At 70.0% G+C, this 13,038-nt stretch carries 10 protein-coding genes; 1 reads left to right on the forward strand and 9 read right to left on the reverse strand.

The genetic code is table 11. The features are described 5' to 3' along the window. Window positions 1–98: 98 nt before the first annotated feature. The 9 genes from cobA to E5K04_RS00910 form a co-directional block, all read right to left on the reverse strand. Window positions 99–854, reverse strand: coding sequence for a uroporphyrinogen-III C-methyltransferase (gene cobA, locus E5K04_RS00870; RefSeq protein ID WP_136551010.1), 756 nt, complete (start codon window positions 852–854; stop codon window positions 99–101). Between the two features lie 160 nt (window positions 855–1,014). Beyond that, on the reverse strand, window positions 1,015–3,702 hold the full coding sequence (locus tag E5K04_RS00875) for a nitrate reductase (RefSeq protein WP_136551011.1): 2,688 nt from the start codon (window positions 3,700–3,702) through the stop codon (window positions 1,015–1,017). Then, a complete protein-coding gene (gene nirD, locus E5K04_RS00880; RefSeq protein ID WP_136551012.1) occupies window positions 3,695–4,021 on the reverse strand; it encodes a nitrite reductase small subunit NirD in 327 nt (108 codons plus the stop codon). Before nirD ends, E5K04_RS00875 begins: the two co-directional genes overlap by 8 nt. A 25-nt stretch (window positions 4,022–4,046) precedes the next feature. Next, window positions 4,047–6,479 (reverse strand): nitrite reductase large subunit NirB, encoded by a 2,433-nt coding sequence (nirB, locus tag E5K04_RS00885; RefSeq protein WP_136551013.1) that lies wholly within the window; start codon window positions 6,477–6,479, stop codon window positions 4,047–4,049. 215 nt (window positions 6,480–6,694) lie between these two features. Continuing rightward, the gene (locus E5K04_RS00890; protein WP_407920068.1) at window positions 6,695–8,209 is read right to left on the reverse strand and encodes a helicase HerA-like domain-containing protein; all 1,515 of its coding nucleotides are present in this window, start codon (window positions 8,207–8,209) and stop codon (window positions 6,695–6,697) included. 72 nt (window positions 8,210–8,281) lie between these two features. Continuing rightward, on the reverse strand, window positions 8,282–8,857 hold the full coding sequence (locus E5K04_RS00895) for an ANTAR domain-containing response regulator (RefSeq protein WP_136551015.1): 576 nt from the start codon (window positions 8,855–8,857) through the stop codon (window positions 8,282–8,284). 70 nt (window positions 8,858–8,927) lie between these two features. After that, entirely contained in the window at window positions 8,928–9,722 is a 795-nt protein-coding gene (locus E5K04_RS00900; protein ID WP_136551016.1) for an ABC transporter ATP-binding protein, read from the reverse strand. A gap of 1 nt (window position 9,723) precedes the next feature. Continuing rightward, a complete protein-coding gene (gene ntrB / locus E5K04_RS00905) occupies window positions 9,724–10,596 on the reverse strand; it encodes a nitrate ABC transporter permease (RefSeq protein ID WP_136551017.1) in 873 nt (290 codons plus the stop codon). Window positions 10,597–10,606: 10 nt separating this feature from the next. Then, window positions 10,607–11,857 (reverse strand): CmpA/NrtA family ABC transporter substrate-binding protein, encoded by a 1,251-nt coding sequence (locus tag E5K04_RS00910; RefSeq protein ID WP_136551018.1) that lies wholly within the window; start codon window positions 11,855–11,857, stop codon window positions 10,607–10,609. Between the two features lie 280 nt (window positions 11,858–12,137). Between E5K04_RS00910 and E5K04_RS00915 the strand changes: the two genes are divergently transcribed. After that, a complete protein-coding gene (locus E5K04_RS00915; protein ID WP_136551019.1) occupies window positions 12,138–13,037 on the forward strand; it encodes an esterase/lipase family protein in 900 nt (299 codons plus the stop codon). Window position 13,038 lies beyond the last annotated feature (1 nt).

The raw sequence follows: 13,038 nt of genomic DNA on the forward strand, positions 1-13,038 counted from the left end.
GGCGGCAGTAAATCGGCCGGCCAGGCGGTGTGTACCCAAGTGCACACCGTCTGACCGGCCGCTTCCTTGCCCGATCGCCCCTCTTGCGTGACAGGATGCTACGCGCAGCGCCGGTCGGCCGCCGCCTGCCCCAGCCGTGCTGCCAGCGCGGCCACTTCGCCGACCACCACCAGCGCGGGGCTCGCCAGGCCCGCCTCACGCACGGAGCGTGCAAGCGTGCCCAGCACCATGGCGCGCGAACGCGGGCCGGCACAGCCGACCCGCTCGGCGACCAGCACTGGCGTGTGCTCGGGCAGCCCCGCGTCCTGCAACTCTGCCTGCAGCGCCGCGATGTCCTGCATCCCCATATAGATGACCAGCGTCAGCGCGCTTTGTGCGAGCGCCTGCCAGTTGGGACGCGTGCCGTCGGTGGTGTGCGCGGTCACCAGCGCGACGCCGCGTGCCGTCTGCCTGTGCGTCAGCGGCAGACCCAGCGCCGCGCCCAGGGCAAGCCCGGCGCTGACGCCCGCCACCGCGTCGACCTCCACGCCGCGTTCGGCCAGCCACGCCCATTCCTCGCCGCCGCGACCGAACACGAAGGGGTCGCCCCCCTTGACGCGGGCGACCGAGCGCCCCTGCCGCGCGTAACGCAACATCAGGCGCAGGATGAAGGCCTGCGGCGTGCTCTTGCAGCCGCCGCGCTTGCCCACCCGCACGACGCGGGTCTGAGGCCCGGCAAGCTCAAGCACGCTCTTGTCGACCAAGTCGTCGATGAGCCACACCTCGCACGCGGCGAGCACGCGCGCCGCCTTCAGCGTCAGCCACTCGGCGTCCCCAGGCCCCGCGCCCACCAGCCAAACCTTTCCCTGTCCCATGTCCTGCCTCCTTGCCCTCAGAGCCTGTTCACGATCTGCTGTGCATCACCGATACGGCGTTGAAAACGGTTTCGAAATGCTCATGTACAAGCTGTACATTCTGCTTTCTCAGCCGTTTTCACCTTGCCTCGCCCTCGCTCGCGAGAGCGTGAACACACTCTTACACGGCACACACCCTGTTCAGCCGCCCATTGATTTCCGGCACGCACGAGCCACAGCCGGTGCCGCAACCCAGTTCCTGTTTCAGGCCCGCCAGGTCGGCGCCACGGCCGATCGCCGCGTCGATCGCGTCCTCGCGCACCCCCATGCACGCGCATACCACGCGGCCTCGCGCGCCCGTCGCCGCGCCGAACAGGGCCGCCGCGCTTTGCGGCGCCGCGCCGCCGTCGGCCCAGTCACGCAGCGCGTCGCGCGCGCGGGTGTCGCCGCACAGCAGCCAGGCACGGGGCCGCCCCGCATCCAGCGCGACCCGGCGCAGCACGCCGCGCGCGGCGTCGTCCAGTTTCAGGTCGGCGTCGGTTACGCCGAAGTCGCGCGCAAGCCCGGAGAGCAGCGCCGCGTCGGGCGCCTGTTGCGCCGCCACGCGCAGCCACACCCCGCCGCCCGCGTCGGCGACCGCCACCAGCTGCGCGAAGGGGAACGCCCCGAGCCAGTGCGCGAGCCGCCCGCGCAACAGCGGCGCGTCGCCGGCGACGAAGGCCTCGGCCTGCCAGCCAAGGTTCGCCGGCGTCACCGCGACCGCGGCGTGCTTGAGTTCGGGCTGGCGCGACATCGGGTCGAGCGCGCCATTCATCAATACATTGACGCCGTCCCCCGCCATCCACGCGCGTCCCCAGTGCATGGGGACAAAGGCGTGGCCGGCGCGCACGGCCTCCTCGGCGGCCACCGGCAGCACCAGTTCGCCGCGGCGCGAGCGCACGCGGGCGAGTGCGCCGGGCGCGAGCCTGAGGCGCGCAAGGTCGGCCGGGTTCATCGACAGCGCGGGCGCCTCGACGTGGCGCAACAGGGGCGCCGCCAATGAGGTGCGCGCCGCGGTATGCCACTGGTCACGCAGCCGGCCGCTGGTCAGGCGCAGCGGAAAATGCGCGTTGACCACGTCGGCCACCGGCGTGTAGGCCGGCGCGGCGAAGCGCGCACGGCCGCCTTCAGTGGCGAACACGCCGTCCGTGTACAGCCGCACCTGCCCCGCCCCCTGCCGGAACGGCCACTGCTGCGGGCCTTGCGCGTCGATCAGCGCATGGCTTAACGCCGAATAGTCGAGGTCGCGCCCGGCGGTCAGCGCCGCGTGTCCGGCGAAGATGTCGGCCGGCGCCGTGTAGGCGAAGAGATGCGCACGCTCCGGCGCGATGCGCGCGGCCAGCCGCGTGCCGACGGCGCAGGCGAGCTGCCAGTCCGCCTGCGCGTCGCCCGGCGGCGGCAAGGCCGCGCGTACCCGCGAGACGCGCCGCTCGCTGTTGGTCAGCGTGCCGTCCTTCTCCGGCCAGGTCGCCGCCGGCAGCACGATGTCGGCGAACGCGAGGGTGTCGGTGCCGGCGAACGCCTCGGAGACGATCACCAGCTCCGCCTTCTGAAGCGCCGCGCGCACCTTCGCCTGCTCGGGCAGGCTGGCCGCCGGGTTGGTCGCCGCGATCCACACCGCCTTCACGCGCCCGGCGCCCACCGCGTCGAAGAGTTCGACCGCGGTCAGCCCCGGGCCCGCGGGCAGCGACGCAACCCCCCACGCAGCGGCGACCTCGGCGCGGTGCACCGCGTTGTCCGGGTCGCGGTGGCCGGGCAGCAGCGTCGCCATCGCGCCGGCTTCGCGCCCGCCCATCGCGTTGGGCTGGCCGGTCAGCGAGAAGGGGCCGGCGCCGGGCTTGCCCAGCTGGCCGCAGGCGAGGTGCAGGTTGATCAGCGCGCGGTTCTTGTCGACGCCGGCGGCCGACTGGTTGAGACCCATGGTGTAGAGCGACAGCGCCGCGCCCGCCTCGCCGAACCAGCGCGCGGCCTGGACGATGTCGGCCGCGGCCAACCCGCACACGCCGGCGGCGAGCTCGGGGGTGAATTCGCGCACCCGCGACTTGGCTTCCAGATAACCCTCGCAGTGGCGCTCGACATACGCCTCGTCGATGAGGCCATCCCAGACCAGCTGGTTCAGCATCGCGTGAAACAGCACGACGTCGGTGCCCGGCGCGATGGCCAGGTGCAGGTCGGCCAGTTCCGCGCTATCGGTGCGCCTGGGATCGATGACGACCACCTTCATGCCGGGGCGGCGCGCCTTCGCCTCTTCCAGCCGCCTGAACAGCACCGGGTGTGCGTACGCCGGATTGGCGCCGGCGATCAGCACGCAGTCGGCGAAATCCAGGTCCTCGTAGCTGCAAGGCGGCGCGTCGGCGCCGAACGACGCCTTGTACGCCGACACCGCGCTCGACATGCAAAGCCGCGAATTGCTGTCGATATGGCGGGTGCCGACCAGGCCCCGCGCCAGCTGGTTGAACACCACATAGTCTTCGGTCAGCAACTGGCCCGACAGGTAAAACGCCACCGCGTCCGGTCCGTCGCGCCGGATGATGTCGGCGAGCCTGTCCGCGGCTGCATCGAGCGCGGTGGTGAGCGGCACAGCCAAAAGCGGCGCGCCGCGCGTCCTGCGCAGCTGCGCCGACAGCACCCGCGCCTCGTCGCGCCGCACGGTCAGCCCGAGGGTGCGCCCCTTGCTGCACAGGCGGCCGAAGTTGGCCGGGTGGGACGCGTCCCCGTCCACGGCGGCAAGCTGCCCGTCCTTCACCGTGAGGCTGACCCCGCAGCCGGTGCCGCAGTAGCAGCACACCGACGCGACCGTCCTGCCGATCCCGCCGTCTTCGCTAGCCATGGCGGCGGCCCAACCGGACGAACACCTCGCCCGCCTCGACGCGCACCGGCAGGTGGCCGGCGCAGCCGGTGTCCGGCGCGCGCACGTTGCCGGTGTCAAGCTCAATCGTCCAGCTGTGCAGCGGACAGGTGACGGTTTTGCCGTGCACCAGACCTTGCGAGAGCGGGCCGCCCTTGTGCGGGCAACGGTCACGCAACGCGAACACCTCGTCGGCCGCGGTGCGGAACACCGCGATGTCGATGTCCCCCGCCTGCCTGAGCACGCGTGCGCCCTGCGCCGGGATTTCCTCTACCGTACACACCCTGATCCAGTCGTTCATTTGTCCTATCTCCTGTTGCGCCGGCCTACACCGCCAGCGTTTCGAACTGGCGGCGCTTGGCAGCGTCGGCGATCTGCGCCTGCCACGGGTCGGATTCGAAGCCCAGCGCGAACTTGAGCCGCGCGTAGAGCGCCGCGCGCGCCTCGCCGTCGTCCAGCACCCGCGCCTTCACGTGGTCCAGGCCGACCCGTGTCAGGTAGTGCACGGTGCGCTCCAGATAGAACGCCTCTTCCCGGTAAAGCTGCAGGAAGGCGCCGGTGACTTCGAGCACCTCGTCGGACGAGGCGACCTTGCAAAGGAACTGCGCGACTTCGGTCTTGATGCCGCCGTTGCCGCCGACGTAGATTTCCCAGCCCGAGTCGACCGCGATCAAGCCGACGTCCTTGATGCCGGACTCTGCGCAGTTGCGCGGACAACCGGACACCGCGAGCTTGACCTTGGCCGGGCTCCACATGCCGAACAGGTCCTTTTCCAGCGCGATGCCCATCGCGGTCGAGTCCTGGGTGCCGAAGCGGCAGAACGCGCTGCCGACGCAGGTCTTCACCGTGCGCAAGCTCTTGCCGTAGGCGTGGCCGGACGGCATCGCCAGGTCCTGCCAGATTGCGGGCAGGTCTTCCTTCTTCACGCCCAGAAGGTCAATACGCTGGCCGCCGGTCACCTTGACCAGCGGCACCTGGTACTTGTCGGCCGCGTCGGCGATGCGGCGCAGCTCGTCGGCGCTGGTGACGCCGCCCCACATGCGCGGCACCACCGAATAAGTGCCGTCCTTCTGGATGTTGGCGTGCGCGCGCTCGTTGATCAGCCGCGCCTGCGCGTCGTCCTTCGCCTCGCCCGGCCAGGTCGAGATCAGGTAGTAGTTGAGCGCCGGGCGGCAGGTCGCGCAGCCGTCCGCGGCCCGCCACTCAAGCACCCGCATCGCCTCGGGAATGCTGGTGAGGTGGCGGTCGCGGATTTCCTGGCGCAACTGGGCGTGGTTGAGGGCGGTGCAGCCGCACACCGGCTTCTCGCCCTTGGGCGTCACGTCCGCCGCGCCGCCCACCGTGTTGATCAGCACCTGCTCGACCAGCTGGGTGCACGAGCCGCACGAGCTGGCTGCCTTGGTGTGCTGCTTGATCGCGTCGACGGTAAACAGGCCCTTGTCGCGGATCGCCTTGACGATGGTGCCCTTGCACACGCCGTTGCAGCCGCAGATCTCGGCCGAGTCCGGCAGCGACGCCGCGCGGTTCTCGCCGCCGTGGCCGACATCCCCCAGTGCCGACTCGCCGAACACCAGCGCCTCGCGGATCTCGTGCACCGGTTTGCCCTCGCGGATCAGGCGGAAGTACCACGCGCCGTCGGCGGTGTCGCCGTACAGGCAGGCGCCGACCAGGCGGTCGCCGCGGATCACCAGCTTCTTGTAGACGCCGCCGATCGGGTCGGACAGGGTGATCGCCTCGGTGCCCTCGCCGCCCATGAAGTCGCCGGCGGAGAAGAGGTCGATGCCGGTCACCTTGAGCTTGGTCGAAGTCACGCTGCCCAGGTAGCGGCCGATGCCGTGGCCGGCCAGGTGGTTGGCCGCCACTTTCGCCTGTTCGAACAGCGGCGCAACCAGGCCGTAGGCGACGCCGCGGTGGCTCGCGCACTCGCCGACCGCGTAGATGCGCGGGTCGAACGTCTGCAGGGTGTCGTCGACCGTGACGCCGCGGTGGCAATAGAGGCCGGCCTGCTCGGCAAGCGCGGTGTTCGGGCGGATGCCGGCGGCCATCACCACCAGGTCGGCGGCGATCTCGGTGCCGTTGTCGAGGCGCAGGGCGCGCACGCGACCCGTCTCGTCGCCCAGCAGCGCCGACGTCTGCGCCGAGAGCGCGAAGGTGATGCCGCGCGCTTCCAGCGAGCCCCTGAGCAGCCCCCCCGCCTGCGCGTCGAGCTGGCGCTCCATCAGCCACGGCGCGAGGTGCACCACCGTTACCTGCATGCCGCGGGCGGCCAGCCCGTTAGCCGCCTCCAGCCCCAACAGGCCGCCACCGATCACCACCGCGTGGCGGTGGCTGGCTGCGGCGTCAAGCATCGCGCAGACGTCGTGGTAGTCACGGTAGGCGACAACGCCCTCAAGATCCTTGCCCGGCACCGGCAGCGCGAAGGCGTTGGAGCCGGTCGCGAGCAACAGGCGGTCGTACGGCGCCTCTAGGCCGTCGTCGGTGCGCACCACGCGGCGCGCGCGGTCGATCTGGCTGACCCGGGCGTTCAGGTGCAGCGTGATGCCGTTGTCGGCGTACCACGCCGGGTCGTTGAGGATGATGTCGTCGAAGGCCTGCTCGCCCGAGAGGACCGCCGAGAGCAGGATGCGGTTGTAGTTACCCCACGGCTCGGCGCCGAATACCGTGATGTCGTACGCGTCGGGCGCGAGCTTCAACAGCTCCTCCAGCGTACGCACCCCGGCCATGCCGTTGCCGACCATGACGAGTTTCTTGCGGCCCATCGTGTTCTCCTTGCCTGACAGGCAGAATGAAAAAAGGGCCCGCCGGCGCCTTGCGCCAGCGGACCCCGTTGTCCTTGCGATGGCCCGCACCGCCGTTGGCGCGCGCCCCTGCCCCTCCTTAGCAACTGCCGTGCCAGCCGCTCACCCCCTGCTTTGCCGGCCAGGCCCGTCCGATTCCCCGCTGCAGTGCACCAAAGCGGTGCCCCTGCACCCTTTTAACGCCGCCGCCCGAGCAAGGACCCCAGGATGCCGCGGACCAGCTCGCGCCCGACGCTGGAGCCGGCGGCGCGGGCGACGCTCTTGGCGGCCGACTCGAGCACGCCCTCGTGGCGGCCGCCGCGCGGCCCGCGGCTGCCGAACAGGATGCCCGACAAGGTGGCGGCGAGCCCGCCGCCCTCTCCCCCGGCCTCGGGCGTCTGTGCGGTGGCGCCGTTTGGCGTGCCGGAGGCATCCGCGGCGTACCCCGCGGCGAGCTTCTCGTACGCGGATTCCCGGTCGAGCGGGGTATCGTAGCGGCTGGCCATGCCCGAGGCGCGCGCCAGCGCCGCACGTTCGTCGCTGCTTAACGGCCCCAGCCGGCAGCCTGGCGGGTAGACCCACGCGCGTTCGACGACCGACGGCGCGCCGTCTGCCTGCAGGAAGGACACCAGCGCCTCGCCGACGGCAAGTTCGGCGATCACCTGTTCCGCGTCGAACGCCGGGTTGGCGCGCAGCGTCTGGGCGGCAACGCGCACCGCCTTCTGGTCGCGCGGGCTGTACGCGCGCAGCGCGTGCTGCACGCGGTTGCCCAACTGGCCGAGTACGGTTTCCGGGATGTCGAGCGGGTTCTGGCTGACGAAATAGACGCCGACGCCCTTCGAGCGCACCAGGCGCACGATCAGCTCGACCTTGTCGATAAGCGCCGGCGGCGCGTCGTCGAACAACAAATGCGCCTCGTCGAAGAAGAACACCAGCACCGGCGCGTCGGCGTCGCCGATTTCGGGCAGGGTCTCGTAGAGTTCGGCGAGCAGCCACAAAAGGAAAGTTGCGTAGACGCGCGGCGAGCGGATCAGCCGCTCGGCGGCCAGCACGTTGACGACGCCGTGCCCGGCTGCGTCGCGGCGCATCAGATCGCGGATGTCCAGCATCGGCTCGCCGAAGAAGGCGTCGCCGCCTTCCTCTTCCAGCGCGAGCAAGGCGCGCTGGATCGCGCCGACCGACGCCGCGTTCGCGTTGCCGTAACGCGCCGCGTAGTCCTTCGCGTGCTCGGCCACATGCGCGAGCATCGCGCGCAAATCTTTCAGGTCCAACAGCAACAGGCCGTTGTCGTCGGCGATGCGGAACACCATCTGCAGCAGGTCGCGCTGCAGGTCGTTGAGCCCCATCAGCCGCGCCAGCAGCAAGGGGCCCATGTCGGACACCGTCGCGCGCAAGGGGTGGCCCAGCTCGCCGAACACGTCCCAGCACACCACGGGGCACGCGGCCATCTCCGGCAGCGGCATCCCCAGCTTTTCACAACGCTCGGCGAGCTTGACGCCGGCTTCGCCCGCGGCGCCCAGCCCCGCGAGGTCGCCCTTGACGTCGGAGACGAATACCGGGGTGCCGATGCGCGAAAACGCCTCGGCCATGCGCATCAGGGTGACGGTCTTGCCGGTGCCGGTCGCGCCGGTGATCAGGCCGTGGCGGTTGGCCAGGGCGGGCAACAGTTCAAGGTCGGTCGCGGATGCGCGCGCGATGCGCAGCGGGGGAATGCTCATGGCAGCTCCTTCAGGCAGAAATAACCATCCTGATTGAGCCTAGCCGCCGTTGGCGCCGCCTGCCTGCTAGGCGAGCCAGCCCGCCGCCTCGACCATCGCCTGCGCGACCTCGCCGATGCGTTTTTGCTCGCGCATCGCCTGCGTGCGCAGTAGGCGGAACGCCTCGTCTTCGTCGAGCTGCTTCAGGCGCATCAGCAGACCCTTGGCCTTATCGACCCATTGCCGCTCGGCGAGCCGGGTGCGCGTCTCGGCCAGCTCGTCTTTCAGCGTGCGCTCCACCTCGAAGCGCTCGGCGGCGACCGCGAGCACGTTCTCCACCCGCGCGCCGTCGACCGTACCGACCACGTAGGCCGACACCCCGGCGCGGATCGCCGCGCGGAGGCTGTCGCGCCGGCCGTCGTCGGTGAACATCACCACCGGCCGGCCACCGTGTTCGCTGGCCACGCAGACCGCCTCCAGCGTGTCGCGCGAGGGAGCGTCGGTGTCGATCAGCACCATGTCGGGGCGCAGCGCGTCGAGCACCCGCGCAAGGTCCGCGCACGCCTCGATCTCGCCGATCACGCGCACGCCGGCCGCGCCCAGCGCGTCCCTGAGCAGCCGGGTACGGCCCTCGCCGTCGTTGACCAGCAGAATTTTGAGCATGGTTGCGCCTCCTGCATCTTAAAGAGCAAACGCCGTGCCCGAAAACGGGCACGGCGGCGGAGTTGCCGGCTTACGCGGCCTCGGGGCGCGCGTGGCGGCGGTACAGGAAGTCAAGCACCTCGGCGCGCAGGCGCTGGTACTCGGGGTCGGTCGCGAGCGCAAGTCGGTCGCGCGGTCGCTCAACCGGCACCTCGAGGATGTCGCCGATGGTCGCCGCCGGGCCGTTGCTCATCATCACGATGCGGTCGGACAGCAGCACCGCCTCGTCTACGTCGTGGGTGACCATCACCACCGTGCTGCCGGTGTCCTCGACGATGCCCATCAGCTCGTCCTGCAGGTGAGCGCGCGTCAGCGCGTCCAGCGCACCGAAGGGTTCGTCCAAGAGCAGCACCTTGGGTGCCATCGCCAGCGCCCGCGCGATGCCGACCCGCTGCTTCATGCCGCCTGACACCTCGTGCGGGTGCTTGTCGCGGGCGTGGGTGAGGCCGACCAGCGCCAGCGCCGCGTCGGTGCGTTCGGCCAGTTGGGCGCGGGTCTCGCGCGCACCGAACACCCGCTCGACCGCAAGGTGCACGTTCCCCCAGCAGGAGAGCCAGGGCAGCAGGCTGTGGTTCTGGAACACCACCGCGCGCTCAGGCCCAGGCCCGGCGATCTCGCGCCCATTGGCCAGCGCGATGCCGTCGGTCGGCAGCAGCAGGCCGGCGATCAGGTTAAGCACGGTCGACTTGCCGCAGCCGGAGTGGCCGATCAGCGAGACGAACTCGCCACGGGCGATGGTCAGGTTCACGTCCTTGAGCGCGACAAAGCGTCCCTTCTTGCCGTCAAAGTGCATGCCGACCTGGTCTAGCTCCACATAACGTTCCATTTCAGTGTTCCTCCCCGAAGCTTGCCTTGCGTGCGAGCCAGACCAGCGCCTGCTCGAGCAGCAGCCCGACGATGCCGACGACGAAAATCGCGATGATGATGTGTTCGACGTTGAGGTTGTTCCACTCGTCCCACACCCAGAAGCCGAGGCCGACGCCGCCGGTCAGCATCTCGGCGGCGACGATCACCAGCCACGCGACGCCGACGGCCAAGCGCACGCCGGTCAGCATGGCCGGCAGCGCCGAGGGCAGCAGGATCACCGCGAACACCTTCCATTCGGACAGGCGCAGCACCCGGGCGACGTTCAGGTAGTCCTGCGGCACCGCGCGCACGCCGGCCGCGGTGTTGAGGATCATCGGCCAGATGCTCGAGATGAAGATCACCCAGATCGACGCGGGCCCCGCAGCCTTGAATACCAAGAGGCCGATCGGCAGCCACGCCAGCGGCGAGACGGGCCTGAGCAGGCTGATCACCGGTGCGCTCATGCGGGAGAGGAAGTCGAAGCGGCCGATCATGAAGCCCAGCGGGATACCGACAAGCGCGGCAAGGCCGAAGCCCGCGCCGACACGGCCCAGCGACATCAGCACGTTCCAGCCTATGCCCTGGTCGTTCGGGCCGTTCTGGTAGAAGGGGTCGGCGAACAGCAGCACGGCGGCCCGCCAGGTGCTGGCAGGGCCGGGCAGACTGCCGCCGCTGCCCTGCGCGACCAGCACCCACAGAAGCAAAAAGGTGACGATGCCGAGCGCGGGCGGTACCAGCGTGCGCGTCACGGCGACAAAGGGTGCGCGCAGCGGCTCCAGGAGCGCCGGCAGCGGCAAGGCTCGCCTAGCCGCCTTGCCCCTTGCCACGCGGATGTCCAGGGTCTTGCTCATCATGGTCTACCCCCTACGCCTTGATCTTGAAGCTGGCCGCGTACGCCGCCGGGTTCTTGCCGTCCCACACCACGCCGTCGATCAGCCTGGAAGTACGCATCTCGGACTTGGGCACCGGCACGCCGGCGAGCTTCGCCGCGTCACGGTAGACGGCCAGCTGGTTGATCTGCCGCGCGACGCCCAGGTAGTCCGGGTCGGTTTTGATGAGGCCCCAGCGCTTGTGCTGGGTCAGGAACCACATGCCGTCCGACAGGTAGGGGAAGTTGACCTTGCCGCCGTCGAAGAACTTCATGGGCTTCGCGTCCTGCCACTTGCGGCCGAGCCCGTCTTCGTAAGCGCCGGTAAAGCGCCCCTCGATCACCGGCGCCGGCGCGTTGACAAAGGCCTTATCGGCGATCATGCGCGCCACTGCCGGGCGGTTCTTCGGGTCGTCGATATAGCGCGACGCCTCAAGCAGCGCGGCGACCAGCGCGCGCGCGGTGTTCGGGTTCTGCCTGACCCAGTCGCCGGTGGTGCCGAGCACCTTTTCCGGGTGGTCCGGCCACACCTCCTGGGTGGTGGCAACGGTAAAGCCGATGTTGTCGGCGATCGCGCGCGCGTTCCACGGCTCGCCCACGCAGTAGCCGTCCATATTGTCGACGCGCATGTTGGCGACCATCTGCGGCGGCGGCACCACGATGGTCTTGACCTCGCTCAAGGGGTTGATGCCCTGCGCGGCCAGCCAGTAGTAGAGCCACATCGCGTGGGTGCCGGTCGGGAAGGTCTGCGCGAAGGTGTACTCGCGCGGCTCGGCCTTGACGAGCTTGGCCAGCGCCGCACCGCTGGTGACGCCCTTGTCCTTGAGCTGCTTGGAGAGGGTGATGCCCTGCCCGTTCTGGTTGAGCGTCATCAGCACGGCCATGTCCTTCTTCTGCCCGCCGATGCCCAGGTGCACGCCGTAAACCAGCCCGTACAGGGCGTGCGACGCGTCGAGTTCGCCGTTGACCAGCTTGTCGCGTACCGCGGCCCAGCTCGCCTCCTTGGACGGGACGATGGTGATGCCGTACTTCTTGTCGAAGCCCATCTTCGAGGCGACGATCACCGATGCGCAGTCGGTCAGCGGGATGAAGCCGACCTTGACCTCGGTCTTCTCCGGCTTCAGCGCCGACGCCATCGCGACGCCCGGCAGCGTTGGCGCCAGCACCGCACCCAGCACCGCAACGGCGCCCCTGAGGAAGTCGCGGCGCGCGCCGCCCGTGTTGCCTGCCTTGTCGTCCATGCCCATCGTGTGCCTCCTTCGTCTTCCCATGAAAAAGGCGTCCGCCGGCGCGGGCCCCGGGGGGGCTCACGCCGGCGGACGCCGTTGTCCGCCTGAAACCCGCCGCCGTTGGCGGGCCTTGCCCCATCCTTAGCAAGGGGCGTGCCAAGCAGTGCAAGGCGCATGGATACTGGCCTACAGGTGTGCCTGCACACCGGTCCGGGGTTTTGATGCACCGCACAAGTGCAAGGCGTGCACCAAAGGCGGCAACTTGACGCGCCGTGCCGTTTGCCGCGAAGCTTTCGTCATGACGATGCCTGCCCTGCTCTTCGCGCTGATCGCGCTGGAACTCCTGATCTGGACCACCGTCGGTCACGGCGTGCTGGGGCACGCCTGGCCTGCCGCTTTCGCCTTCGCCCTGGCCGCCGTGCTTGCCGTGCGTGCATTGCAGCAGACCTTCATCTGGGGCTTCTCGCGCGCGCACGCGTCGGCTGCGCCGCGCTTGGGGGCCTGGGGCTGGCTGACGATGCTGCTCACCGAGTTCGCTGCGTATCTCGCGTGCTTTGTCGTGCTGCTGCCGCTGGAAGGCTTGTGGATGCGGCCGGACAGGCTGCGCCCGGCACGCCGGGTGGTGCTGCTGGTGCACGGCTACGGTTGCAGCCGCGGCGTGTGGTGGTGGTGGCGCCGCCGCCTGGAGGCCGCCGGCCACGTGGTCGCCACCGTCAGCCTGGATCCGCCGTGGGCGGATATCGACGCCCTGGCCGGCGTACTATCTGCCCGCATCCGCGAAGTCTCGGCCGCGACCGGTGCCGAAGAAGTACTGCTGATCGGCCACAGCATGGGCGGTCTGGTGTCGCGCGCCTACCTCAAGGACAATCCGGACGCGCGGGTGCCGCTACTCATGACGCTGGCGACGCCGCACCGGGGCAGCGCGCTCGCCCGCCTGGGGATGGGCCGCAACGCCCGGCAGATGGAACCCGCCTCGCCCTTCCTCGCCGCGCTCGCTAAAGGGCCGTTGCCGCCGCACGCGGTCTCGCTGCGCGCGACGCACGACGACTTCGTCTGCCCGCAGGATGGCCAGAAGCTTCCCGGCATGCAGGACGTGCCACTCGCCGGCGTCGGCCACCTCGCGCTGCTCTTTTCCGGCCGCGCGCTCGCGCATGCTTGCGCGTCGCTCGCCGCCACCCATCCACCAGAAAGAAACTAAA

It is taken from the genome of Crenobacter intestini, assembly GCF_004919095.1.
Lineage (GTDB): Bacteria > Pseudomonadota > Gammaproteobacteria > Burkholderiales > Chromobacteriaceae > Craterilacuibacter > Craterilacuibacter intestini.